Annotated in this window: 23 protein-coding genes; 8 read left to right on the top strand and 15 right to left on the bottom strand. The window is 67.2% G+C overall.

The features are described from left to right. Positions 1-23: 23 nt before the first annotated feature. The 7 genes from dnaB to ABD164_RS02305 all read right to left on the bottom strand — a co-directional run bounded on the left by dnaB (position 24) and on the right by ABD164_RS02305 (position 6,924). A complete protein-coding gene (dnaB, locus tag ABD164_RS02275) occupies positions 24-1,397 on the bottom strand; it encodes a replicative DNA helicase (protein WP_344292974.1) in 1,374 nt (457 codons plus the stop codon). A 702-nt stretch (positions 1,398-2,099) separates the two neighbouring features. After that, positions 2,100-2,552 (bottom strand): 50S ribosomal protein L9, encoded by a 453-nt coding sequence (gene rplI / locus ABD164_RS02280; RefSeq protein ID WP_344292976.1) that lies wholly within the window; start codon positions 2,550-2,552, stop codon positions 2,100-2,102. Positions 2,553-2,563: 11 nt separating this feature from the next. Beyond that, complete coding sequence (gene rpsR, locus ABD164_RS02285; protein WP_056727560.1) at positions 2,564-2,824, bottom strand: 30S ribosomal protein S18; 261 nt, start codon at positions 2,822-2,824, stop codon at positions 2,564-2,566. Between the two features lie 73 nt (positions 2,825-2,897). Next, positions 2,898-3,422, bottom strand: a complete 525-nt coding sequence (locus ABD164_RS02290) for a single-stranded DNA-binding protein (RefSeq protein WP_344292978.1) — start codon at positions 3,420-3,422, stop codon at positions 2,898-2,900. A gap of 5 nt (positions 3,423-3,427) precedes the next feature. Next, entirely contained in the window at positions 3,428-3,865 is a 438-nt protein-coding gene (rpsF, locus tag ABD164_RS02295; protein WP_344292980.1) for a 30S ribosomal protein S6, read from the bottom strand. A 422-nt stretch (positions 3,866-4,287) separates the two neighbouring features. After that, positions 4,288-5,274 carry a hypothetical protein gene (locus tag ABD164_RS02300; protein WP_344292982.1) on the bottom strand — a complete coding sequence of 329 codons (987 nt, stop codon included), beginning with the start codon at positions 5,272-5,274 and terminating at the stop codon, positions 4,288-4,290. Positions 5,275-5,493: 219 nt separating this feature from the next. Then, complete coding sequence (locus ABD164_RS02305; RefSeq protein ID WP_344292984.1) at positions 5,494-6,924, bottom strand: CCA tRNA nucleotidyltransferase; 1,431 nt, start codon at positions 6,922-6,924, stop codon at positions 5,494-5,496. Between the two features lie 102 nt (positions 6,925-7,026). On the opposite strand from ABD164_RS02305, the gene ABD164_RS02310 reads away from it, so the two are divergent. The 6 genes from ABD164_RS02310 to ABD164_RS02335 all read left to right on the top strand — a co-directional run bounded on the left by ABD164_RS02310 (position 7,027) and on the right by ABD164_RS02335 (position 15,238). After that, entirely contained in the window at positions 7,027-9,573 is a 2,547-nt protein-coding gene (locus ABD164_RS02310; protein ID WP_344292986.1) for a DUF6049 family protein, read from the top strand. After that, positions 9,566-11,188, top strand: coding sequence for a murein biosynthesis integral membrane protein MurJ (gene murJ, locus ABD164_RS02315; protein WP_344292988.1), 1,623 nt, complete (start codon positions 9,566-9,568; stop codon positions 11,186-11,188). Before ABD164_RS02310 ends, murJ begins: the two co-directional genes overlap by 8 nt. Before the next feature lie 150 nt (positions 11,189-11,338). Beyond that, on the top strand, positions 11,339-12,346 hold the full coding sequence (gene trxB, locus ABD164_RS02320; protein WP_344292990.1) for a thioredoxin-disulfide reductase: 1,008 nt from the start codon (positions 11,339-11,341) through the stop codon (positions 12,344-12,346). A gap of 90 nt (positions 12,347-12,436) precedes the next feature. Next, positions 12,437-12,760 (top strand): thioredoxin, encoded by a 324-nt coding sequence (gene trxA / locus ABD164_RS02325; RefSeq protein WP_344292992.1) that lies wholly within the window; start codon positions 12,437-12,439, stop codon positions 12,758-12,760. A 181-nt stretch (positions 12,761-12,941) separates the two neighbouring features. Then, complete coding sequence (locus ABD164_RS02330) at positions 12,942-14,261, top strand: aminotransferase-like domain-containing protein (RefSeq protein WP_344292994.1); 1,320 nt, start codon at positions 12,942-12,944, stop codon at positions 14,259-14,261. Between the two features lie 17 nt (positions 14,262-14,278). Further along, positions 14,279-15,238: a D-alanine--D-alanine ligase family protein gene (locus ABD164_RS02335; protein WP_344292996.1), complete on the top strand. Its 960-nt coding sequence runs from the start codon at positions 14,279-14,281 to the stop codon at positions 15,236-15,238. Between the two features lie 136 nt (positions 15,239-15,374). Here the strand turns inward: ABD164_RS02335 and ABD164_RS02340 are convergent, their stop codons facing one another. After that, a complete protein-coding gene (locus ABD164_RS02340) occupies positions 15,375-16,358 on the bottom strand; it encodes a ParB/RepB/Spo0J family partition protein (RefSeq protein WP_344292998.1) in 984 nt (327 codons plus the stop codon). Beyond that, a complete protein-coding gene (locus ABD164_RS02345) occupies positions 16,358-17,194 on the bottom strand; it encodes a ParA family protein (protein WP_344293383.1) in 837 nt (278 codons plus the stop codon). Before ABD164_RS02345 ends, ABD164_RS02340 begins: the two co-directional genes overlap by 1 nt. A 1,371-nt stretch (positions 17,195-18,565) precedes the next feature. On the opposite strand from ABD164_RS02345, the gene ABD164_RS02350 reads away from it, so the two are divergent. Beyond that, entirely contained in the window at positions 18,566-19,018 is a 453-nt protein-coding gene (locus ABD164_RS02350; RefSeq protein ID WP_344293000.1) for an ester cyclase, read from the top strand. A gap of 936 nt (positions 19,019-19,954) precedes the next feature. Here the strand turns inward: ABD164_RS02350 and rsmG are convergent. The 6 genes from rsmG to rpmH are packed head-to-tail and all read right to left on the bottom strand — an operon-like array spanning position 19,955 to position 23,090. Beyond that, the gene (gene rsmG / locus ABD164_RS02355) at positions 19,955-20,590 is read right to left on the bottom strand and encodes a 16S rRNA (guanine(527)-N(7))-methyltransferase RsmG (RefSeq protein ID WP_344293002.1); all 636 of its coding nucleotides are present in this window, start codon (positions 20,588-20,590) and stop codon (positions 19,955-19,957) included. A gap of 16 nt (positions 20,591-20,606) precedes the next feature. Further along, positions 20,607-21,104, bottom strand: coding sequence for a Jag family protein (locus tag ABD164_RS02360; protein WP_344293004.1), 498 nt, complete (start codon positions 21,102-21,104; stop codon positions 20,607-20,609). Positions 21,105-21,107: 3 nt separating this feature from the next. Next, positions 21,108-22,067: a membrane protein insertase YidC gene (yidC, locus tag ABD164_RS02365; protein ID WP_344293006.1), complete on the bottom strand. Its 960-nt coding sequence runs from the start codon at positions 22,065-22,067 to the stop codon at positions 21,108-21,110. Between the two features lie 9 nt (positions 22,068-22,076). Next, complete coding sequence (gene yidD, locus ABD164_RS18005) at positions 22,077-22,538, bottom strand: membrane protein insertion efficiency factor YidD (RefSeq protein ID WP_425545885.1); 462 nt, start codon at positions 22,536-22,538, stop codon at positions 22,077-22,079. A 2-nt stretch (positions 22,539-22,540) separates the two neighbouring features. Beyond that, positions 22,541-22,945 (bottom strand): ribonuclease P protein component, encoded by a 405-nt coding sequence (rnpA, locus tag ABD164_RS02375; RefSeq protein ID WP_344293008.1) that lies wholly within the window; start codon positions 22,943-22,945, stop codon positions 22,541-22,543. A 7-nt stretch (positions 22,946-22,952) separates the two neighbouring features. Then, positions 22,953-23,090 carry a 50S ribosomal protein L34 gene (gene rpmH / locus ABD164_RS02380; protein WP_022889115.1) on the bottom strand — a complete coding sequence of 46 codons (138 nt, stop codon included), beginning with the start codon at positions 23,088-23,090 and terminating at the stop codon, positions 22,953-22,955. 441 nt (positions 23,091-23,531) lie between these two features. Here rpmH and dnaA point away from each other — a divergent pair, with 441 nt between their 5' ends. Next, complete coding sequence (gene dnaA, locus ABD164_RS02385) at positions 23,532-24,953, top strand: chromosomal replication initiator protein DnaA (RefSeq protein ID WP_344293010.1); 1,422 nt, start codon at positions 23,532-23,534, stop codon at positions 24,951-24,953. Positions 24,954-25,411 lie beyond the last annotated feature (458 nt).

Below are 25,411 nucleotides of genomic sequence, written 5' to 3' on the forward strand. Positions count from 1 at the left end.
GCGGAACCTACACAAGAAGAGACCTACACCTGCACCATGTCGGCGAACCGCGAGAAGTGCCCGTGGAACGCCACCGTGATGGTGCGGGTCGGGCCGTTGCGATGCTTGGCCACGATGAGGTCGGCCTCGCCGGCGCGGGGGCTGTCGCGCTCGTAGGCGCTTTCGCGGTGCAGCAGGATGACCATGTCTGCGTCTTGCTCGATCGAGCCCGACTCGCGCAGGTCGCTGAGCGCGGGCATCTTGTCGGCGCGCTGCTCAGGCCCACGGTTCAGCTGCGACAGCGCGACCACGGGCACCTGCAGCTCTTTCGCGAGCAGCTTGAGCGCACGCGAGAACTCCGACACCTCTTGCTGCCGGCTCTCGACGCGCTTGCCGCTGGTCATGAGCTGCAGGTAGTCGATGACGACCATCTTGAGGCCCACGCGCTGCTTGAGCCGCCGGCACTTCGCGCGGATCTCGACGAGCGTCATGTTGGGGGAGTCGTCGATGTAGAGCGGCGCCTCGTTGATGCGACCGCGCGTCGACGCGATGGTGGTCCAGTCGCGGGAGTCGACGGTGCCCTTGCGCATGTTCTGCAGCGGCACGGATGACTCTGCTGAGAGCAATCGCATGGCGATCTCGCTCTTGCCCATCTCGAGTGAGAAGAACACTGACGGCAGGTCGTTCGTGATCGACGCAGCGCGGGCGAAGTCGAGCGCGAGCGTCGACTTTCCCATGGCGGGTCGGGCGGCGACGATGATCATCTGCCCGGGGTGGAAGCCGTTGGTCAGGTCGTCGAGGTCGGCGAAGCCCGTCGGCACGCCTGTGAACTTGCCGTCGGTGTGCTTGGCCGCCTCGATCTCGTCGATCGCCACCGTGACCGCGTCGGAGAGCGGCACGTAGTCTTCGGTCTCGACCGACCCCGTCACCGAGTAGATCTCGGCCTGGGCGTTGTTGACGAGGTCGGTGACCTCGCCCTCGCCCGCGTAGCCCATCTGCACGATGCGGGTGCCGGCCTCGACGAGGCGGCGCAGCAGTGCGCGCTCGGCCACGATCGAGGCGTAGAAGCCGGCGTTCGCCGCGGTCGGCACCAGGCTCGTGAGGTTGTGCAGGTACTCGACCCCGCCGGCCCGCTGCAACTCACCGGTCTTGGTGAGTTCGTCGGTGACCGCGATGACGTCGGTGGGCTCGCCGTGCGAATAGAGCGTGAGGATCGCGTTGAACACGACCTCGTGCTTGGGAACGTAGAAGTCGACGCCGCGGATGGTCTCGATGACGTCGGCGACCGCGTCTTTCGAGAGCATCATGCCGCCGAGGGCGCTCTGCTCGGCCAACAGGTCGTGCGGAGGAACTCGTTCGCCGCGTCGGGGGTCGCCGTCGTCGGCCGGTTCAGCGAGCCCGATGTGCGCGATCGACAACTGGATGACCTCCGATTTCGGCCCCGAAGAGCTGGCTTCCCCTGCCCGCTCTTCAGTCTGGCCAGAGCCACTGACATGGGCTCTCCGACCGGTTGCCAACCGCTGACCGAGGGACGCTGATTCACGATATGGACTGCCCGTCCACAACACAACCTGCCCTGTGGATAACTCTGTGGAGAGACTGCGCGAAACGCCGGTGAACATGTGCACTAGGCCTGTGGAAAACTGTGGAAATGTTGTGAATTACACCGATGCAATTCCAGTTTGATCGGGCATTTTGCGTTTCCACACCTGTGGATGGAAACTTCTTCAGAACTGACCGGCGGCGAACCGTCGACCTGTGCACAACCCTCAACCAAAACGCCCAGCGAACTTGCGCTCGGTACGCCGCAGGGTGTAGTCCAAGCCGGACCCCAGCGCCCTCGCCGCCCGGGCCCCGCCGCCTCCCCCGGGGCCCAGCCGCGTCGCCGCCGTGCGCAATTCAGGTCCACGCACGGCGTGTCGGCCGGCGCGCGCCACGACACGCCGTGCGACACGACGGCGAACCTGAATTGCGCACATCCCCCCGCGCACACCCCCAGCGCCCACACCCAGCGCCCACACCCCCCGCGCCCACACCCGGCGCACACACCCGGCGGCCAGAACCACGAAACGGCGGTCGGAACCGAGGTTCCGACCGCCGTCTGCGTCGTGCTGGGCAAGCTACTTCGCCGCGACCACCTGAAGGGTGATCGTGGCCGAGAGCTCCTCGTGGAGGCGAATCGTCGCCTCGTGGTCACCGACCGCCTTGATCGGCGTGGGGATCTGGATCTTGCGCTTGTCGACGTCACCGAGGCCCGCCGCCGCGACCGCAGCCGCGACATCCGACACCTTCACCGAGCCGAAGAGGCGACCGCCCAGGCCCGCCTTGACGGCCAGCCGAACCTTGCCCGACTCGAGCTTGGCCTTGACGGCCTGCGCGTCTTCGAGCGAGTGCAGCTCGCGAGCGGCACGGGCCGCCTTGATCTGCTCGACCTGCTTCTCGCCACCGCGGGTCCACGGCGTGGCGAAGCCCTGGGGAACCAGGTAGTTGCGCGCGTAGCCGTTCTTGACCTCGACGACGTCGCCGGGCGTGCCGAGGCCTGAGACCTCGTGCGTGAGAATAACCTTTGCCATTGTCGTGCTCCTTAGCGGCCGGAGCCCGAGTAGGGCAGAAGGGCCATCTCGCGCGCGTTCTTCACGGCGCGGGCGATGAGGCGCTGCTCCTGCACGGAGACACCGGTGATGCGACGGGCGCGGATCTTTCCACGCTCCGAGATGAACTTGCGAAGGGTCGCGACGTCTTTGTAGTCGATGACACCGACCTTGATGCTCTTCGCCGGGGCGGCGTTCTTCGCGCCCTTCCCGCGGCTCGGCTTGCGGCGATCGCCGCTCGACTTTCCAGCCATTGTCTTTCCTGTCTGATTGAAAACGATTCGAGTGAACGGATGCCTCGTGGCCTCAGTTCACCGGCCCGGGGGCCTAGAAGGGGGTCTCGTCGCCGAAGTTGGTGCCGGGCGTGTTCCACACGTCGCCGCCGCCGCCCTGCTGGGCTGCTGCTGCGGGCGCACTGGGAGCCCATGCGTCGTCGGACTGGCCGCCCCCGAAGGAGCCGCCGGCACCGCCGACCGCACCGCGGTTCGACTGGGCACGCGTCACGGACGCGGTGGCGTAGCGCAGGCTCGGACCGATCTCGTCGATCTCGAGCTCGATGGTGGTGCGCTTCTCGCCTTCCTTCGTCTCGTAGGAACGCTGCTTGAGACGCCCGGAAGCGATGACCCGGGAACCCTTGGTGAGTGAACCGGCGACGTGCTCGGCGAATTCACGCCAGCAGCTCGCGCGCAGGAACAGCGCTTCACCGTCCTTCCACTCGTTGGCCTGACGGTCGAACGTGCGGGGAGTGGACGCGATGGTGAAGTTGGCAACCGCGAGGCCGTTCTGCGTGTAACGCAGCTCGGGGTCTGCAGTGAGGTTGCCCACCACGGTGATGATGGTCTCGCCGGCCATGAGGACTAGGCGTCCTTCTTGGCCGAGGCGGCGGCGGGTGCAGCGGCGACCGCAGCGGCCGGAGCAGCTGCCTTCGCGCCGGCCTTCGCCTGGGCGGCGGCCTTCTTCGCGGCCTTCGCCTCCTGCGCCTTGGCGTGAGCGGCGACCTGGGCGATCGCCTCTTCGGCGCGGAGCACCTTGGTGCGCATGACGGCCTCGCTGAGGTTCAGCTGGCGGTCGAGCTCATCGGTGGTCTTCGACTCAGCGGTGAAGTCGACGACGGCGTAGATGCCCTCGGACTTCTTGTTGATCTCGTAGGCCAGACGACGACGTCCCCAGATGTCGACCTTGTCGACGGTGCCGCCATCGTTACGGATGACGTTGAGGAACTTGTCAAGGCTGGGAGCAACAGTGCGCTCATCGATCTCGGGATCGAGGATTACCATCAGCTCGTACTGGTGCATGACTAACCCACCTCCTTCGGACTCAAACGGCTACAGGATCTCTGCAGCAGGAGGGTTGTGCATACGTCACGTCGTGGAGGCCGCACAATCGCGGCACACGGGCAACCTTGACAGCATAGCGGATGCCCCTTCCCGGCGCCATTCGCGGCGCTCCGCGCCCCCGCGCCCCCCGCGCACCCGCGCCCATGCGCTCCCCGCGCACCCGCGCCCATGCGCACCCGCGCACCCGCGCCCCGCGCACCCGCGCCCCGCGCACCCGCGCCCCCCACCCGCGCGCCTCCAAACCCGCCCAATCCCTTCCGCACCCGCCCAATCCCTTCCGCACCCGCCCAATCCCTTCCGGGGGTGCTTTTCCGCAAGATGGGGCCGCGATTCCGTGCAGACCTTGCGGGAAAGCACCCTCGGAACGAACTGCTTCGCTCTCAGGGGCGGCGGCGGTGCGTTCCGCAGGGGAGGCCGGCGTCCTCGAGCGCGGCGGCCAACTCGGGCGGGCGAGTCGCGATGCGCCAATCCCAGTGCACGCCGTGGCGGCGGTGCCGACGTGCGATGCGCTGGTCGCGCTTCTTCTCGTCGAGCACGACCTGCTCGGCCGTCCGACCGCCGCGATACCGCGGATCGAGGTACTTCAGGTCGCCGTCGAACTCGCCGAAGAGTCCGTGGTCGGGCCAGTCGAAGTCGACCCGGTCGACGCCGCCGTCCGCTCGGTCGAACTCCGTCTGGAGCGCGGGCGCCGGAAACCCGAGCAGGTGCATCTGCGCCCGACTCAGCGATTCGCCCACCGACTCCGCACGGGCGTCGGCGAACTCGAGCGCGATCCGGGCACCGCGAATACCGCCGCGCCGCCCGAGTTGGCCGAGTCGTCGTCCGACCTCGGTGGGCTCGACGCCGCGGGCCACGACGAATCCGTCCGCTCGAAGGAACGTGCCGGTTGCGGCATCGAGCGCGACGACCGCGTTCACGAACCCTCGATCGCACGCGATGTCGACGACGGTCTGCAGCAGCCCCGTCACCAGGAATCCGTTGACCTCGACGATCTCGGTGGGGTCGAACGGAGTGCGCCGCCACGCCACGCCGTTCATCGAGCGTGGTCGGGTTCCACGGGCATCGAGGAGCTCGACGGATTCGGGCGCGGGCCCGATTCGTGGAATGCCCCAGACCGCTGCCGCGGACTCGTGCGACAGCACGACCCGCCCGCGCCGGGTGGCGATGACCGCGGCGATCCGCGCGAGCTCCCGGCGGCGGCGGCCGGCGGCGGCGAACTCCGCGGGCTCGACGAACACGCCCGCACGCAGCCGGCTGAGCCGGCCAGTCGTCACACGGTACTGCAGTGTTCGCGGCGGAACCGAGGGCGCACCCCGATCGCCGCTGTACGACAGCGGAGGGAACGCGGCGCCATCCGAGGAGTCCATCGCCGAAGCATCCATCGCTCGAGGCCGGCTCGCGCGTCGCGAGAGCCGCCCTGTGGACGCCTCCCCGCGGTCCCACCCTGTGGAGGACGGGCACCGTTCTGATCCTCACCCGTTCCAAGGGTGCTTTTCCGCAATATGAGGTGCGGATTCCGAGCCGAACTTGCGCAATAGCACCCCCGCAACGGAACGCGAAGCCGCAGCGCGCTGCGCAACCGCGGCTCAGGCCCCGCGCTGCGCCCACCACTCCCGCAGGCGCGTGGTCGCGGCATCCGCGCCGATGGGGCCCTCGTCGAGCCGCACCTCGAGCAGGTACTTGTACGCCTCGCCGACGAGAGGCCCGGGCTGCACGCCGAGAATCGCCATGATCTGCTGGCCGTCGAGGTCGGGGCGCACGGCCGCGAGCTCCTCTTCTTCGGCGAGCACGGCGATGCGCTCCTCGAGGTCGTCGTACGCGAAGCCGAGCTGGTCGGCCTTGCGCCGGTTGCGCGTGGTGACGTCGGCGCGCGAGACGATGTGCAGCCGCTCGAGCTGCGCGCCCGCGTCGCGCACGTAGCGGCGCACGGCCGAGTCGCTCCACGCGCCGTCGGTGTATCCGAAGAACCGCAGGTGCAGCTCGATGATGCGCGACACCGCGGCGATCGTGTCGTTGTCGAAGCGCAGCGCCCGCAGCCGCTTGCGGGCGAGCTTCGCACCGACGACGTCGTGGTGGTGGAAGCTCACCGTGCCGCCCGGCTCGTATCTGCGCGTGGCGGGCTTGCCGATGTCGTGCAGCAGCGCGGCGAGGCGCACGACGAGGTCGGGCGAGTCGAGCTCGCCACGCGACTTCTCGTAGTCGATCGCCTGCTCGAGCACCGTGAGGCTGTGCTCGTAGACGTCTTTGTGGCGGTGGTGTTCGTCGCGTTCGAGGCGCAGCGCGGGCAGCTCGGGAAGCACCCGGTCGGCGAGTCCCGATTCGACGAGCAATCGGATGCCCCGCCGCGGCGCATCGGTCAGCAGCAGTTTCGACAGCTCATCGCGAACCCGTTCGGCCGAGATGCGCTCGATCGCGGGGGTGAGGTCGCCCATTGCCGTGCGTGTGGCGCCGTCGACCTCGAAACCCAGTTGCGACGCGAAGCGTGCCGCGCGCAGCATGCGTAGCGGGTCGTCGCCGAACGACTGCTCGGGCGCGGCGGGGGTTCGCAGCACGCCCGCCACGAGGTCTTCGACGCCGCCCGACGGGTCGACCAGTTCGAGCTTCGGCAACCGCAAGGCGAGCGAGTTCACGGTGAAGTCGCGGCGGGTGAGATCGTCTTCGAGGGACGAGCCGAACACGACCTCGGGTTTGCGCGAGTCGCCGTCGTAGGCGTCGGCCCGATAGGTGGTGATCTCGACGGTCTCACCCTCGACCTTCGCGCCGATCGTGCCGAATGCACGCCCGATGTCCCAGTGCGCCTCGGCGATGGGCTTCACGATCGCGAGGATCTCGTCGGGAGAGGCATCCGTCGTGAAATCGAGGTCGTTGGTGGCCCGACCGAGGAACGCGTCGCGCACGGGCCCGCCGACGAGCGCCAGCTCGTGCCCCGACGAATCGAATGCCGCGGCGAGCCGCGCCACGGTCGGCGAAGCCGCCAGCTCGCCCAGCCGGTCGAGGGCCGCCGCGACACTCTGCATGCCCACCATGTTAAGTGGAGTCGCGTCGCGCCGACTCGCCGGCCCGCTCCCGCCTGCGGACATCGAGCGGATGCACGGGGGCCAACCCGTAGAATCGCGTGCATGTCCGACGAGTCGATTCCCGCTGCGCGCGCGCCCGGCGAACGACTCCAGACGACCGACGACACGGTTTCGGATGACCCGGCGACGGGTTCGGCCGCGACCGACGAGCGTGGCGCAGCGACCGGTCGGCGCCGCGGGCGCGGTGTCGTCCTCGGCATCGCGGTCGCCGCGATCGCCGCCGTGATCGCGGCGCCGCTCGGGGCGCTCGCCGTCTCCGACGCGCAGAGTTCTGCCGACGCCGCCCTCGACACGGCGCGCGGCTCCACGGGTTCCGCCGGTTCCGCCACCGCCGGCGGCGCCTCCGAACCCGCCGACGACCTCGACGGCGTCGAGTTGCACATCGCGCCGACGCTCGACACCACGATCACGCCCGGGGCTCCGCTGGCCGTCAACGTCGAGATCGAGAACTCGACAGCCGAGGCGCTCGCGGCCGGAACCGTGCGCCTCACGCGTGCCGCCGGCCCGATCGACGGCACCGCTGAACTCGATGCGTGGCTCGGCACCGGTGGTGACGGCAACGCCGCGCCGGCCGACGATGGCGTGCAGCTGCTCGAGGCAGAGTCCCGCGCGGTGGCCGCCGGTTCGACCGCGCTCGTGTCGTTCACGGTCCCCGCGAACGCCCTCGGCGATGCCGACGACGGGCCGGTGCTGGGCCTCGGTGCCGAGATCCTCGTCGATGGCATGCTCGTCGCGTCGACGGGCGAGGCGTTCGCCACCTCGACGGCTCCCGCGCCCGATCCGACCTCGCTCGCGATCGTCTACCCGCTCACCGTGCCCGCCTCGGCGACGGGCATCTTCACGGCCGAGCAGCTCGAGCAGTGGACCGCCCCGCTCGGCCTTCTCGATCGACAACTCGATGCGATCGCCGGCAAGCAGGTCGCGGTCGGCATCGACCCGCGCATCATCGCGTCGATCCGGGCGTTGGGCTCCGCCGCGCCGGTCACCGCCACCGAATGGCTGGCGCGTCTCGGAACCCTCACGAACGAGATCTTCCCGCTCGCCTACGCCGACGCCGATGTCGCGCTGCAGGCTCAACTCGACCTGCCGGGGCTGCTCACGCCGACGACCTTCTCAGACCTGCTCGACCCGGCGGCGTTCGCCGACGTCGAGCCGCCGCCCGCCGACCCGAACGCCGAGACGCCGACACCCACACCGACTGCCCCTGCCACCGGCGATGCGACGCCCGAACCCACCGACCCGTCCGATCCCGCGGGTGAGCTGCCGACGACCGAAGAACTGCTGGCCTGGCCGTACACCCGCACCGACATCGCCTGGCCCGCCGACGACTCCATCGCCACGGGCGATCTCGGCTACCTCGACGCGGCCGGCCTCACGACCGCGATCGTCGCTGCCGGCAACGTCGAGCCCATCGACGGCCGCGTCGATGCCGCGTCGGCGATCGAGGGGTCCACTGCGGTCGTCGCCGACAGCCGGCTGACGGCCGCGCTGCGCGCCGCATCGGCGGCGTCGACCGAGACCGAGTGGCGTGCCGCCGCCGGGCAGCTGCTCGCCGGGCTCGCCATCGGCGCCCAGTCGGGCGACCCTACGACGATGCTCGCGACGTTCGATCGCGGCGCGTCTGCGAGCAGTGATCGGGTGGCCGACACGATCGACGAGATCGCGGGCAACCCCTGGGCTGTCCCCGCCGGACTGTCCGACGCGATCGGCGCACCCCCGGTTGCCCGCACCCTCGTCGACGAGCCCGAAGACGACCAGCGTCGAGCCGCCGCCGAGCGCATGCTCGCCGTCGAGGTCGAGGTCACCGAGTTCGCGACGGTGCTCGAAGATCCGCGGCTGCTCACCGGTCCGGTGCGGCGCGACCTGCTCGCGCTGCTCGACGTGGCGTGGCTCGACGACCCGGTCGCGTGGAACACCGCGGTCAACACGTGGCTCACCGCGCGGCGCACGACCCTCGAGTCGGTGTCGGTCGTGCCGAGCAGCAGCGTCTTGGTGGTCGCCCGCGAGTCGCCGCTGCCGACGACCGTGCTCAACGCGCTGCCGTTCCCCGCGACGGTCATCGTCTCGGCCGACCCGTCGAACGGGCGGCTCATCGTCGAAGACAGTGTCGAGGTCACCGTCGGCGCCGAGTCGCGCAGCAACGTGCAGGTGCCCATCGCGGCAGGCGTCGGCCGCGGCGAGGTCACACTCGCCGTCTCGCTCTCGTCGCCCACGGGCGTGCAGGTCGGCGAGACGGTGAACATCGAGGCGAACGTGCAGGCCGACTGGGAGGGGCTCGGCGCCACCATCCTCGCGATCGCCGTCGCGCTGTTCTTCGGCTTCGGCATCTGGCGCAACATCCGCCGTCGCCGCCGCCAGCGCGCCGAGGCCGCTGCCGAGGGCTCCGAAACGACGGATGACGCGACCCGCGACGATTCCGAACAACCCGAGCCCGAGGCATCCGATGCAGCGGAGCGCTCGACCGAATCCGCGGCACCCGAATCCGCGGCACCCGATTCCGGGCACCCCGAACCCGAGGCATCCGACCCCGAGGCATCCGATCCCGCCGATGAACTCGACGCCCCGGCCTCCGAGTCGCGGAATGACTGACGGCATCGGGCGCGCGAGCGCCTTCCTCGCTTCGGGCACGATCGTGTCGCGCATCCTCGGGTTCGTGAAGGCGATCGTGCTCGCGAGCGCGATCGGCCTCGTCGCATCGGCCGGAGCAGACGCGTTCGCCGTCGCGAACCAGTTGCCGAACACGATCTACGTGGTCGTCGCAGGCGGGGTGCTGAGCGCCGTGCTCGTGCCGCAGATCGTGCGGGCGGGCCTGCATGCCGACGGCGGCAACGCCTACATCAATCGGCTGCTCACGCTCGCGCTCGTCATCGTCGGCGGGGCCACCATCGTCGCCACGATCGCCGCGCCGCTGCTCGTGCTGCTGTACGGCACCCAGCTCGACCAGGCGACGCTCGACCTGGCGACCCTCTTCGCTTACTGGTGCCTGCCGCAGATCTTCTTCTACGGGCTCTACACGCTGCTCGGCGAGGTGCTGAATGCGCGCCGCTCGTTCGGCCCGTTCACTTGGGTGCCTGTGCTCAACAACATCGTGGCCATCGCCGGCCTCGTCGTGTTCATGGCGCTGTGGGGGGCCGACGCGAACGGCGCGCGTGAGCCGGGGGAGTGGACCTTCGCGATGATCGCCGTGCTCGCGGGCTCGGCCACGCTCGGCATCGCGCTCCAGGCGCTCGTGCTGTTCTGGTTCTGGCGGCGCATCGGGCTGCGCTATCGACCCGACTTCCATTGGCGCGGTGTCGGGCTCGGCGACGCGGGCCGAATGGCGAGCTGGACCTTCGGGATGCTGCTGCTCACCACCTTCGCGGGCATCATCGAGACCAACGTCGTCGGTATCGCGTCGAGCCAGGGCGCCTCGGTCGCCGCGCTCGGCAACGCGTGGCTGATCTTCATGCTGCCGCACTCGGTGATCACGGTGTCGATCGCCACCGCGTACTTCACGCGCATGAGCGAACACGCGTCGGTCGGCGACATCGATCGGGTGCGGGCCGACGTCTCGAGCGCCATCCGCGGCGTGAGCCTCATCATCGTGCTCGCGGCGATCGTGCTCGTGGCGTGCGCGTACCCGTTCGCGACGGTGTTCACCGCCGGCGCCGAGTTCGAGTCGCGGCTCGCGTTCGGCAACGTCATCATGGCGTACGTCGTCGGGCTGATCCCGTTCAGCTTCCTGTTCATCGTGCAGCGCGCGTTCTACGCGCTCGGTGACACGAAGACGCCGTTCTTCTTCACGCTGTTCCAGGTCGCGGTGTTCGCAACGGGCGCGCTGCTGCTCGTGAACGTCGTGCCCGAGTGGATCGCGATGGGCATCGCGCTGCTCACGTCGCTCGCGTGCTTCGCGCAGACGGTGCTCGCGACGATGCTGCTGCGCCGCCGCCTCGGCGTCATCGACGGATGGCGCATCACGTCGAGCTTCGTGCGCTACTCCATCGGCGCCGTTCCCGCGCTCATCGTCGGCTTCGTGCTGCTCATCGCGCTCGGCGGGCTGACCGACACCGGTTTCGCGATGTCGGGCATCGCCCCGGCGATCACCACCATGGTGATCATCGGCGCGAGCATGTCGATCGTCTACTTCGGAATCCTCTGGCTGCTGCGTTCACCCGAGCTGCGCGGGTTCGCCGAGCCCCTCGTGAGCCGACTGCGGCGCGACTGAGCTCGCCCACGAGGCATCCGTCGAGTCATCCGTCACACTCGCGGCGCACGATCGGGCGCTGGAATAGCCGCCGCCTAGACTGTGTTGACCATTGCGTGACATCCGAAAACGATCGGATGCCACTTGCACGCGAGAGCACAGGGAGCACCGTTGCGCGACATCATCATCATCGGTTCGGGCCCGGCCGGGTTCACGGCTGCGATCTACGCTGCGCGCGCCGAGCTCAAGCCGCTGCTCATCGCGAGCTCGGTCGAGATCGGCGGCGAGCTGATGAACACGACCGAGGTCGAGAACTTCCCCGGTTTCCCCGACGGCATCATGGGTCCCGACCTCATGGCGAAGCTGCAGGCCCAGGCCGAGCGATTCGGCACCGAGGTCGTGTACGACGACGTCGTCGAGCTCGAACTCGACGGCCCGGTCAAGCGCGTGAAGCTCGGCAACGGCGAGACGCACGAGGCCGCGGCGCTCATCTATGCCACGGGTTCGGCCTACCGCAAGCTCGGCCTGCCCGAAGAAGAGGTGCTCTCGGGCCACGGTCTCTCGTGGTGCGCCACGTGCGACGGCTTCTTCTTCCGCCAGAAGACCATCGCGGTCGTCGGCGGCGGCGACTCGGCCATGGAAGAGGCGACGTTCCTCACCCGTTTCGCCGACAAGGTCTACGTCATCCACCGCCGTGACTCGCTGAAGGCGTCGAAGATCATGCAGCAGCGCGCCTTCGACAACGAGAAGATCGAGTTCATCTGGAACGCCGAGATCGCCGCCATCCACGGCAGCACCGCGGTCACCGGCGTCACCCTGCGCGACACCGTGACGGGCGACGAGCGCGGGCTCGACCTCGACGGGCTCTTCGTCGCGATCGGCAACGACCCCCGCACCCACCTCGTGCACGGCAAGCTCGAACTCACCTCAGAGGGCACCATCGCCGTCGAGGGCCGCACGTCGAAGACCAGCGTCCCCGGCGTGTTCGCGGCGGGCGACGTCACCGACCCGCACTACCGCCAGGCGGTCACCGCCGCGGGATCGGGCACCGTCGCAGCGCTCGACGCCGAACAGTACCTCGCTGCGCTCCCAAAAGCGCCTGAGGCCGAGGTCGTGGGCGACGGGGCATCCGTCACCGCGGCCGAAGCGGCCGAAGCCGCGTTCGCCGTCGTCAACTGACGCGGCGCCTGCGGCCGCCGGTTCAGCCGGTTCCGTGATTCCCACTGACTTCCACTGACTTCCACTGATTTCCACCCAAAGGAGAACGCAATGACTGCACGCGCAGTGACCGAGGCCACCTTCGAGCAGGAGGTCCTCAACAACGACAAGGCTGTGCTCGTGGACTTCTGGGCCGAGTGGTGCGGCCCGTGTCGCGCGGTCAGCCCGATCCTCGACCAGATCGCGACCGAGCACTCCGAGAAGCTCGACATCGTCAAGCTGAACGTCGACGAGAACCCCGGGCTCGCCATGAAGTACCAGATCACCGCGATTCCCGCGTTCAAGGTGTTCGAGAAGGGCGAGGTCGTCAAGACCGTCATCGGCGCCAAGCCGAAGCCCGCCCTCGAGGCCGACCTCGCCGCCTTCATCTCGTAGTCGGCGGTCTCGCTTCACCTCAGACCCGTCCGGCGAAAGCCGGGCGGGTCTTTCGCGTCTCCGCGTCACGATCGCGGCTCGGCCGGCATTCGAGGGTCGGATGTCGCAGCGCGACCCTCCCGAACGACCGCCCCATACCCAGCAACTACCATTGAAATCCTGAGCAGAACGGAACAGTGCAGTGACATCTGACGGCGTCCCCCAGCGGACCGGCAACAATCTCGACCCTTGGTACGCGAATTACGCCGAGCGAGCCGCCGGGCTCGCCGCCTCCGAAGTCCGAGCGCTCTTCGCCGTCGCCTCCCGACCCGAGGTCGTGTCACTGGCCGGCGGCATGCCGTATGTCTCAGCGCTTCCGCATGAACTCATCGTCTCGTCGATGGAGAAGGTCATGCGCGAGCGCGGGGCGGTGGCGCTGCAATATGGTTCTGGTCAGGGTATTCCTGAGCTCCGCGAACAGATCCTCGACGTCATGGCGATCGAGGGCATCCACGGAACCGTCGACAACGTCGTGACCGCGACCGGCTCGCAGCAGGCCCTCGACCTCGTCGCGAAGCTCTTCATCGATCCCGGAGACGTGATCCTCGCCGAATCGCCGAGCTACGTCGGTGCGCTCGGCATCTTCCGCTCCTACCAGGCGAACGTCGCGCATGTCGCAACCGACGAGAACGGCCTGATCCCCGAGGCGCTGCGGCAGACGATCGCTGCACTGCGCGGCCAAGGCCGTCGCATCAAGTTCCTCTATACGATCCCGAACTTCCACAATCCGGCCGGTGTCACACTCTCTGCCGAGCGGCGGCCCGAGATCCTCGAGATCTGCCGGTCGAACGAGATCCTCGTGCTCGAGGACAATCCCTACGGCCTGCTGCACTTCGACGAGCCCGCACCGAACGCGCTCCGCTCACTCGACCCTGAGGGGGTCATCTATCTGGGGTCCTTCTCGAAGACCCTCGCGCCGGGGTTCCGGGTGGGTTGGGCGCTCGCACCGCACGCCATCAGAGAGAAACTCATCCTCGCCGCCGAGTCGGCGATCCTGTCTCCGAGCTCCTTCAGCCAGATGGTCGTGTCGGAGTACCTGGCCACGGCCGACTGGCGCGCGCAGATCGACACGTTCCGCGGGGTGTACCGCGAGCGCAAGGACGCGATGATCGAGGCGTTGGGCGAGCACCTGCCCCAGCTCAGCTGGACGAATCCGAACGGCGGGTTCTACGTGTGGGTCACGATGCCCGACGTGCTCGACTCGAAGCAGATGCTGCCGCGCGCCGTCAAGGAGCTGGTCGCCTACACCCCCGGAACCGCGTTCTTCGCCGATGGTCGCGGTCGGCACGCAATGCGGCTGTCGTTCTGCTATCCGACCCCTGACGCGATCCGCCTCGGGGTGCGGCGCCTGGCGACCGTCGTGAACGGTGAACTCGATCTGCTCGACACCTTCGCCGGCACGGGCACGCTGCAGCTCCCGCCGACCTCCGGCTACGAATCCGCGCCATCCGACCTGAAGTAGTGGAGAAACCCCTGATCATGAGCGAATCAAACGCACTGTCCGTCGTCGTTCTCGCTGGCGGGATCTCGCACGAGCGCGACGTGTCATTGCGTTCCGGCAGGCGCGTCGCCGACGCGCTGACCGCGGCCGGGCACCGGGTCGTGCTGCGCGATCCCGATGCCTCGCTCCTGCCGTTCCTCGCCTCAGAGCGTCCCGATGTCGTGTTCCCGGCGCTGCACGGCTCGAGCGGTGAAGACGGATCACTGCTCGAACTGCTCGCGGCCCTGCAGATTCCGACCGTCGGCTCGACGGCCGAGGGCGCCCGCTGTGCCTGGTCGAAGCCTGTGGCCAGTTCACTCGTCGCCGCGGCCGGTCTCGAGGCACCGGAGTCGATCGTGCTGTCGCACGAATCGTTCCGTGAACTCGGGGCGGCCAGCGTGCTCACGGTCGTCCGCGAGCGGCTCGAGGGCGACGTAGTGGTGAAGCCTGCGTCGGGTGGCTCGGCGCAGGGAGTGAGCATCGTCGAGAGCCCCGACGGACTTGCCCGGGCGATGGTCGAGGCATTCACGTACGCCGACGTCGCAGTCGTCGAGCGTCGTGTCTTCGGCACCGAGATCGCCGTGACCGTCGTCGACACGGGCGATGGCCCTCGCGCGCTTCCGGCGGTCGAGATCGAACCGATGGCGGGGGTCTACAGCTTCCAGGCTCGGTACAACGCCGGTGAGACGACGTTCTACGCACCGTCGCGACTCGACGATTCCGTGATCGCCGCTGCCTCGAACGCGGCGGTCCTCGCGCACCGCACCCTCGGACTGCGCGACCTGTCACGCATCGACTTCATCGTCGATCGCGAGGGGCGACCTTGGTTCCTCGAGGCGAACGTGATTCCCGGGCTGACCGAGACGTCACTCGTGCCGCTTGCCATTGAGGCATCCGGCGCGACTGCGTCGGCGCTCTACAGTGAACTCGTTCGGAGTGCTCGCGCACGAGCTGCCTGACGGCGTCCCAAGCGAGACGACGATGCGGGGGCGACGATGTCGCCCCCGCATTTCCTATGGGCCCCCACACATCGCCGGGAGCGCGAAATCACCGTCATTTCGCTTCGTCAGGAGGGATTCTGCGGGCGGAGGATACTCACACTCCGTCGAGTTCCTCGCCGAGATCGGTCAGAATGCGACGCAGATCCTGAACCGTTGCGAAATCAATACTGATCTGGCCTTTTCGGGCTCCGAGGGCGATCTTCACTCGAGTGTTGAGGCGGTCGCCCAGGCGAACCGCGAGGTCGTCGAGGAAGTCCTGCCGCCTACCCGCGGCAGGCTTCGGCCGTGTAGCGGTCGGCTCCTTCGTCGCGAGCGACTCGGCCGCTCGAACCGAAAGTTCTTCATTCACGATCTTGTCTGCGAGCCGCTGCATCTCGTCTGGATCGCCGACCGAGAGGATCGCGCGTGCGTGCCCTGCGCTCAGCACGCCGGCGGCGACACGCACCTGCACCGGTTCGGGCAACTTCAACAGCCGGAGCGTGTTCGAGATCTGCGGTCGCGATCGACCGATGCGGCTCGCCAGCTCCTCCTGCGTGATGCCGAAGTCGGCGAGCAGTTGCTGGTAGGCCGATGCCTCTTCGAGCGGGTTCAGCTGCGACCGGTGCAGGTTTTCGAGCAGCGCGTCGCGAAGCATGTCTTCGTTCGCGGTGTCTTTTACGACGGCCGGAATCGAGTCGAGGCCCGCCTCTTTCGTCGCCCGAAGCCGGCGTTCACCCATGACGAGCTCGTACTTGCCGGGCTGATCGGGGTGCGGCCGCACAACGATCGGTTGCAGCACCCCGAACTCACGGACGCTGTGCACGAGCTCGGCGAGGTCTTCGGGATCGAACACGCTGCGCGGCTGCTGGGCGTTCGGCAGGATGTCGTGCGGGTCGAGTCGCGCGAGGTGCGCGCCGGGCACGGTGACCAGCCCACCATCGGCCGCCGCGGCCTGCTCGACCGCAGCAATCGCTGTCGCCGGTGTCGAGTCGGCATCGGGAAAGAACACGTCGACCGGTCGTGATGACCGTATCGTGTCGTCGCCGCTCGGGATCAGCGCGCCGATGCCTCGGCCGAGTCCGGTTCGCTTCGTTGCCATCAGTTCGACTCCTGGGGTTCTGCCGCGCCGCGGCGTGCGATCTCGGCCGCGGCCTCTCGATATGACAGGGATCCGCTCGACGCGTAGTCGTAGCTGATCACGCTCTGGCCGTAGCTCGGCGCCTCGGACACCCGTACCGATCGGGGAATGATGGTCGACAACGTCTGAGTCGGGAAGTGGTCGCGTACTTCTTGTGCCACCTGCTGCGCGAGGTTGGTGCGCGAGTCGTACATCGTCAGCAGGATCGTGGAAAGACGCAGGTCGGGGTTGAGATGCTTCTCGATCAGCTCGATGTTGCTGAGTAGCTGCGAGAGTCCCTCGAGCGCGTAGTACTCGCACTGGATCGGGATGAGCACTTCGCGAGCGGCGACGAATGCGTTGATCGTCAGCAAGCCAAGCGACGGCGGGCAGTCGATGAACACGTAGTCGTATGGGTGATCCATCGCAGCGAGATGCGCATCGAGGGCGCGCCGGAGCCGTTGTTCGCGGGCGACGAGCGAGACCAGTTCGATCTCGGCACCGGCGAGATGGATGGTCGCCGGAACGCAATCGAGTCGTTCGTGCTCGGTCGACGGCTTCACGACTTCGTCGAGGGATCGATCCGCGACGAGGACGTCGTAGACGCTCTTCTGATCGGATCGGTGATCGACACCGAGTGCTGTCGACGCGTTGCCCTGAGGGTCGAGGTCGATGACGAGCACGCGCGCTCCAGAACGGGCGAGTGCCGCCGCGAGGTTTACCGCCGTCGTGGTCTTGCCGACGCCGCCCTTCTGATTCGAGATCGTCAATATCCGTGTGGCCCGGGGGAGTGGAAGCACCTCCTCTTCGAGCGCCATGCGCCGACGTGTCTCATCGGCAAGTTCGTAGGCCAGGGGAGTTCCTCCGTGGTCGGGCAATGTTTCACGTGAAACATTGATGGTGGTTCGCGCCTGGCCCTGGGTGGCTTCGGCAGCTTGGGTGAATTCAGTGGAGTCTGGTGTCGGTGACGGGTGGCTCACCGCAGTCGTGGGCGTCAGCACCGGCGCCGGCGCCGGCGCGGGCGCCTCACTCGGAGTTCGGGTGGCGGTTGCGACTTCTGCCGGGTGTGCGAGAGATTCCGTAGAGCCCTGCTGGCTCGCTTCGACGGTCGCGGTCGCCGTGTCATTGCGAGCCCCGGGCTCCGAGGTCTCGTAGTCGAGCGATGACGATGATTCGAGAGGCGCTACTGACTGCGGCGGGTGCGTGACGGAGGTCTGGGTCGATTCGTTGCGAGAATGCTCGACATCCACCGCCTCGGCATTGGGGGAGTGGGCGACGCGAGCCTCGTCTTCGTGGCTCGTGGGACGAGGCGCGTTCAGCGACGACGCCGTGTCGACGGCAGCGTCACCGACGATCTCCCGGATGAGATCTTCGAGCAGTTGGTCGGGTGCCGCGTGCCCGTCGATGGCACCCTGGCCACTCGGGCGACTGACGACCTCGCCGTCGCCACTCAGCGCAGCTGCGGTCTCGGCATCCCAGTCGATGCCCGCGCTCGGCCGGGCACCCTGGGCCTCCGCGGACCCACCCACGGGCTGCGCTGCGTGCTCGTCTCTGGACCTACGGGCGTCGGGCTCGGCGCGTCGGTCGCCGGCGGTCGAGACTGCCGAGGTTTGGTTCGATTCCGAGTCCGACGCGACTACGGGCGGTGGTTCGGGATCGCGGCGCGGTGAGAAGGCCTGTTCAGCCGGCGCTGGCGCGGTCGACGCCGGTGCGGCCTGTGAGTTCTGTGCGGGAGCAATGAATGTGTTCGGTGGAGACGGTGGGGTTGCGGTAACGGCTGCATCGAGATTCGATGGCTGCTCGATGACGCCCGAGGGCTCGGGCGTGGGCAGCGAGGGTTCGGTGGGCTGAGCGCGCTTGCGGTGGAACCAGCCACGTCCCCCGCCTGGTGCCATGCCGTCTGCTCCTTCTCGCCCCGTCTATGTCGACACCGCTTTCGCGGCGTCTCGACCCGAGTGTCAAGCTTAACCGGCTCCTCGGACGCAATGTTCGGTTTGCACGTGTTCCTCCAGAATTCTGCCGATACGCGACGCCGTGCCCGGGTCCGTGGTCTGCAATGTTTCACGTGAAACGTCGGGGCGGTGAAGCCGAACGCAGCGGTGAACACGGATCTGGGTGTCTCGAGCTCTCTCTTTTCCCGGTGGCTAGGCTGGGACTGGGGGCGAGCACTACAACGACGGAGGCGCCCGATGTCCATCGAAGAGAACAAGGCCCTGTTGCGTCGCGCTTGGGACGAGATCTACGGCCACGGGCGCCTCGACTCCATCCACGAGTTCGTCCTGGACGACGTCGTCGCCCACGAACCTGATGGAGACGTGCGGGGCATCGCGGAATTCAAGCGATACCTCGCCTCATACCTCACCGCCTTTCCAGACATGAGCGTGACAGTCGATGACATCGTCGCCGAAGGGGACAAGGTAGTCAGCCGCTACACAGTTCGCGGCACCCACACAGGAGCGACGGAAGAGTACGGTCCACCAACCGGCAAACAGCTGGTGATGGAAGGCATCACGCTCTACCAATTCAAGGGTGGCAAGCTGGCGGAGATGTGGGACCGCTACGACAACTTGGCTGCCATGCAGCAGTTGGGATTCATGTCGGAAGCCGAACCGCCTCCCCCGAGCCAAGTGTTCCGCGTATGAGAAGTCGGTTGCTGGTGGCGTGGGGGAAAGGATCTCGTCTGCGATCCTGGCTCGGGTGAACGGGTGGCGGCGATCGTTCCAGCCGTGGATGAAAGGGCCGCGTCGGTGTTCGGGTAGACGTGCGGCGTTGCGCACGCCAGAGCCGAGCGAGGGGCCAGTCGGCGAGGATCGGCGCCTGCGCCCAGAACTGGGCCGGTTGTGGTGCCCCTCGTGCTCATTTTTGCATGGCTCCCGTACACGCTCGACCTATCCACCGCTCGACGGGGGGAACTGGCGCCGCGCCGTCGTGGGTGATGTCGGCATAGAGGTCCATGTCGACGTGTTCCGCTGCACGTGCCTCCTCGTCGCGCCGACTGCCGCCAGTTCGTGTTCGCCGAGTTCACGAGACTTCATCCCCCGTCGCGATCCGAGCGCGTCAGGCCTGCCCGAGTTGGAACGCATGGTCCATGCGGCGAGCTTTCGAGGAGGTCATCGCGGTCGACGGTGCGTGCGAAGCCTCCGGCTCATGACGCCTCGGTGCACGGGATGATTCGCGACGCAGCCGACGCTTCACCCAAAATGGAAGCGGCGCTCGAGGACCATCTCGAGTGGCTACATCAACGGGGGGTGAACGACCTGTCCTGGCGCGGGGAGTGAAGTCACATTCACACTCCTCCCTGAACTGCACACAATCGAGATCACATTGACTGCGTTCGAAGCCGGCCGCTTCCATCCCCAACGGGAGCGGCACCCGCATGTTTCACGTGAAACATCGGCCCGGCATCAGTCTGGTCACGCGCTGCGGTGAACCCCCCGGTCGCGCGCCACCGCGTATTCGTCCGCGGGCTCTCAGCGCCGCCCGTCAATACTCCTGCCGGTAGCGCACCGATGGGAGCGGGCCGCCTGGCATCAGGTACCCGCGACGGCCGAGAACCTACGAGATGACGACGAGATCAGTCAGCCGACCGTCGCCCGGACGACCCTCGTGACCTCTGTCGCCGACACAACGCCCTCGCCCAGCACGAGCACCTCGACGTCGCGCAGTTTGTACTTGCGGATCACCTTCTGGGCGGCGTCGATCTCGCCGTCGACACCCGCGCCCTTCATGAGCACCAGCTCTCCGCCTGCCTTCAGTAGGGGAGCGGTCACGGGAATCAACGTGCGCAGCGCGCTGACGGCGCGGGCGGTGACCTGGTCGAGCGCGCCGTACAGCTTCGACTCCTCGGCGCGTGCACGCATCACGGTGACGTTCGCCAACTCGAGCTCGTCGACCTGGCGCTCGAGCCATGCAATGCGGCGTTCCATCGGCTCGATGAGCGTGAATGACACGTCGGGGCGAATGATCGCCAGCACGAGTCCGGGAAGCCCGGCACCCGATCCGACATCGCCGACGCGGCCGGGTCGCATCAGTGGTGCCACGAGCGCACTGTTGAGCACGTGGCGAGTCCAGAGGCGGGGGAGTTCGAGTGGCCCGATCAGTCCCAGTTGTTCACCGTGACGCGCGAGTGCCGATGTGAAGGCGCGCCCGGCTTCGAGGTGCTCACCGAAAAGTTCGGCGGCAGCGGCCGGTTCTGGCTCGAGTCCGTCGATCATGGTTTCACGTGAAACGTCAACTCGCGCGAGTGATGACCGTGTGCCGGTCGGCGCCCTCGCCGTTCGACTCCGAGTGGAAGCCGCGCTCTGCGACGAGATCGTGCACGAGCTTGCGCTCGTACGACGACATCGGCGGGAGCGCGGCAGAGGCGGCCCCGCCCTCGATGCGCTCGATGGCACGCGTGACAAGCTTCGCCAGCTCATCGCGACGAGCGTCACGTGAGCCGCCGATGTCGAGGATCAGCCGTGAGAACACACCGGTCTTCGTCTGCACCGCGAGGCGAGTGAGCTCCTGCAGCGCGCTGACGGTCTCGGGCTTCGAGAGCGTGTTGAGGTTGGCGCCTTCGCCGGCGTTCACCGAGACATACGCGCGGCCGTTGCGCGCATCGATGTCGATGTCGCCGTCGAGATCGCTGATGTCGAGGAGCTCTTCGATGTAGTCGGCGGCGATGTCGCCCTCTTCTTCGAGCTGCGCGGTCGATCGGTGCTCAGCGTCGTGCTGCACGTCGGTCATGGTCTACTTCCCTTGCTTCTTCGCGCGAGCCTTGCTGATCGGCTGCTGGCGCTGCGTCTTCTTGGGCTCTTCAACGACGATCACGTCACCCGACTTCTCGTCGACGACGAGCTTGCCCTTCTTGGCGAGGCGCGCCTCACGGGCCTTGGCCGCCTCGCTGCCGGGAGTCGGCATGTTGCGGATGACGACGAACTGCTGACCCATGGTCCAGAAGTTCGAGACCAGCCAGTAGAACATCACCCCGATGGGGAACGCGACACCCGAGAACGCGAAGACGAGGGGGAGCAGGTACAACAGAATGCGCTGCTGGCGGAACATGGGGCTCGCCTTGGTCTCGGGCGACATGTTCTTCGAGACGATCTGCAGCTGGGTGATGAACTGCGAGGCCGTCATGAGCACGATCATCACCGAGGCGACGACCATGACCTGCCAGGGCTGGAAGTTGTTGTTCCACGCGTTGATGAAGGTCTCGTTCAGCGGAGCACCGAGGAACACGGCGTTCGAGAACGACTCGGCCAGCGCCGGCGTCAGCGCACCGACACCACCGCGCTCGGAGTGGATCGAGGCGTCGTTCAGCACCGAGAACAGACCGAAGAAGATCGGCATCTGCAGCAGCAGCGGCAAGCACGACGAGAGCGGGTTGGTGCCCGTCTTCTTGTACAGCTCCATGGTCTCGCGCGACATCGCCTCACGCGAGAACTGGTCTTTCTTGCCCTTGTACTTGTCTTGGATCTTCTTCAGCTGCGGCGCGACCTCGAGCATGCGGCGCTGGCTCTTGATCTGACGCACGAAGATCGGAATCAGCGCGGCACGCACCACGATCACGAGGCCGACGATCGACAGCACCCAGGTGACGCCGGCGTTCGGGTCGAGTCCGATGAATGTCCACAGGGAGTGGAAGGCGACGAGGATCAGCTCGATGACCCACTTGATGGGCCAGAGGATGATGCTGATGATGTCCATGGAGCTGGATCAGTCCTTTCGGGACATTGCGGCGTTGGCGGCGAGCACCTCATCGCGCCGAGGCGCGACCGGTGCGGGGTTCAGTTGATCGGATGTCGCGTGCGCGGCATGCTCGTGCGGCTCGGCGTCTCGGTGGTGATGAGCATCGGCAGGGACATCCGTCGTCGTGCCGACGCCGGCCGGCACGACCCAGCCGAAGGGCGTGACGCGGTAGCGGCCGTGCTTCGCGGCGCGAACGTCGTCGATGCCGCCCGCCGTCCAAGGATTGCACCGCAGGATGCGCCACGCGGTGAGCGCCGAGCCGATGATGAGCCCGCGCTGCTGCACCGAGCCGAGCCCGTAGGCCGAGCATGACGGGTAATAGCGGCAGACGTCACCGTAGAGCGGCGAGATGACGGCGCGGTAGCCGCGAATCAGCAGCACCCCGAGGTTGCGGGGGATGAGCAGCACGAACAGGGCGGCGGTGCGCATGATCACACGCCCTTCACAGGAGCGCTCATCGAGGACGCGGCTGCGGCGGCGCGCTCACGGGCGCGGCGGTTCGCCACGGCGGCGAACACCTCGGACCGCAATACAGCCCAATCGGCTGCGGCCGCCGACGGAAGGGCTCGCACGACCACGTCGACGCCGCCGAGGCCGGCTGCTGCCGACTCGTCGCCGAGCAGTTCGTAGCACGCGGCCTTCAGCCGACGACGAACGAGGTTGCGGCGCACGGCGCCCCCGACCTTCTTCGAAACGATGAAGCCGAAGCGTGCGTCGGTGCCCGCCTCGCGTGAGCGCAGATAGCTCACGGTGTGGGCACCGGCGACCTTCGCACCCCGGCGCACGATGACCCGATAGTCGTCGGCGCTCGTGATGCGATTGGCTTTGGCGAGCACCGAAAGACTATGCGGAGAGTTCGGTGCGGCCCTTGGCCCGACGTGCCGAAAGGATGGCACGACCGGCGCGGGTGCGCATGCGAAGGCGGAAGCCGTGCTTCTTGGCGCGACGACGGTTGTTCGGCTGGAACGTACGCTTGCTCATTCTTCTTCTCCGGCTGTTGGATCTCCTCGCCGGGAAGCAGCTGCGACAGGTGGTGCAGCGCGGTGGCGGGAAAGCTGGGTGCCCGAAAGGGCTGGGGTCAACTGATTAAAACTACGGCCTCTGCGGCTCAGGGTCAAACCGAGGCGCCGCGTGCGAGGCGCAGATCGAACCCCACAGTATCTCGCGAACCTCGATGATGCCTGTGGAGCGACACGCCTGCATGATTGAATCCTCCGATCGGCATTTGTCCACAGGGCCTGTTTTGGATAGCGTTTGACACCAGTTATCCCCAGCCTCGTGCGCGGAATCTCGGGCAACTCCCCGAAACTGCCCACAGCAGGTGGATAACCCTGTGAACACACGCCTCGCGCCGCTCTGCTTCGTCGATCGGGGGATCGAGTGAACGGCGTACCAAGGCACCCAGACCGATTGCGGGGAACGATGACAGAACAGCCCATCACCGACACGTGGGCGACGATCCTCGATCGGCTGTCAGACGATGACGCGATCACGCCGATGCTCCAGGGGTTCCTGAACCTGGTGGAGCCCAAGGGCATCGCCGCCGGCACTTTCTACCTCGAGGTGCCCAACGATTTCACCGCGAGCATGCTCAACCAGCGCATGCGGGTGTCGCTGCTCTCGGCCATGAGCGAGGTCGACGTGCCGGCACCGGTGACCTCCTTCTACGTCGTCGTCAACCCCGAGCTCGAAGAGCTGCGCGCCCCCGAGCCCCAGGCAGCCTTCGTCGACGACCTCAGCGACCCGGTCGAGCTTCCGGCGTCGCCGCAGTCAGTCTTCGAGAACACGACCCCCGTGTCGGCCCGCGATACCCGCCTCAACCCGAAGTACGCGTTCGAGAGCTTCGTCATCGGCCAGTCCAACCGATTCGCCCACGCGGCGGCCGTCGCGGTGGCCGAGGCTCCGGCGAAGGCCTACAACCCCCTCTTCATCTACGGCGATTCGGGCCTGGGCAAGACGCACCTCCTGCACGCCATCGGCCACTACGCGATGAGCCTGTACCCGGGCATCCGCGTGCGCTACGTCTCCTCCGAGGAGTTCACGAACGACTTCATCAACTCGATCGCGAACAACCGCGGCTCGCTCTTCCAGCAGCGCTACCGCAACATCGACATCCTGCTCATCGACGACATCCAGTTCCTGCAGGGCAAGGCCGAGACGCAAGAGGCGTTCTTCCACACCTTCAACACGCTGCACGACCACAACAAACAGGTCGTGATCACGAGCGATGTGCCACCGAAGCACCTCACCGGCTTCGAGGACCGCATGCGCAGCCGCTTCGAGTGGGGCCTCATCACCGACGTGCAGGCGCCCGATCTCGAGACGCGCATCGCCATCCTCCGCAAGAAGGCGCAGTCCGAGCGCCTGCAGGTGCCCGACGAGATCCTCGAGTACATGGCATCGAAGGTTTCGTCGAACATCCGCGAGCTCGAGGGCACGCTCATCCGGGTGACGGCATTCGCGAGCCTGAACCGTACACCCGTCGACATGCCCCTCGTGCAGACGGTATTGAAGGACCTGATCACCGACGACTCCGACAACGTCGTCGCGCCGGTCGACATCATCACCGCCACGGCCGACTACTTCAAGCTCACCGTCGACGATCTCTATGGTTCGAGCCGCTCGCAGGCGGTGGCGACGGCCAGGCAGATCGCGATGTACCTCTGCCGCGAGCTCACGAACCTGTCCCTGCCGAAGATCGGCCAGCTCTTCGGCAACCGCGACCACACCACCGTGATGTACGCGAACAAGAAGATCTCAGAGCTCATGAAGGAACGGCGGTCGATCTACAACCAGGTCACCGAGCTCACGGCCCGCATCAAGCAGACCAGCCGCTACCGCTGAGCCGTTCCCGTCGGTCGAGTAGCGACGAAGGAGCGTATCGAGACCAAGTACCAGGTCTCGATACGGCGCGGGCGCGCCTACTCGACCAGCCATCGACGCGCCCGAAAACGTCGCGAAACGCCCTCTGCAGGGCCGCTGCAGACCAGTCGAACCACGGTTCCCACAGTTGTGGAGAACCTGTGGATAGTTAACGAGCAACCGCGCTGCGCCTGTTGAGTTCCTCGCCTCGCCTGTGCAGAACGGTGTTCGGCGTTCGGCTCGGGCATGGGGCATCCGTTCGTGAATCCACACACTGTGCACAGATCGGATGCCTCGAAATCAGTGTCATTCCGCGGCCGGCAGTTCACCATCCACAGTTTCCACAGCGGTTAACACTGTTAAGAGATAGATGGTTAAAGCGCAGTTCCCACAACCTCGACGTCGGCGTGCGGAACACGTGTTCGCAGCTCGCGCGAATC

Source organism: Agromyces neolithicus (genome assembly GCF_039529735.1).
GTDB lineage: Bacteria > Actinomycetota > Actinomycetes > Actinomycetales > Microbacteriaceae > Agromyces > Agromyces neolithicus.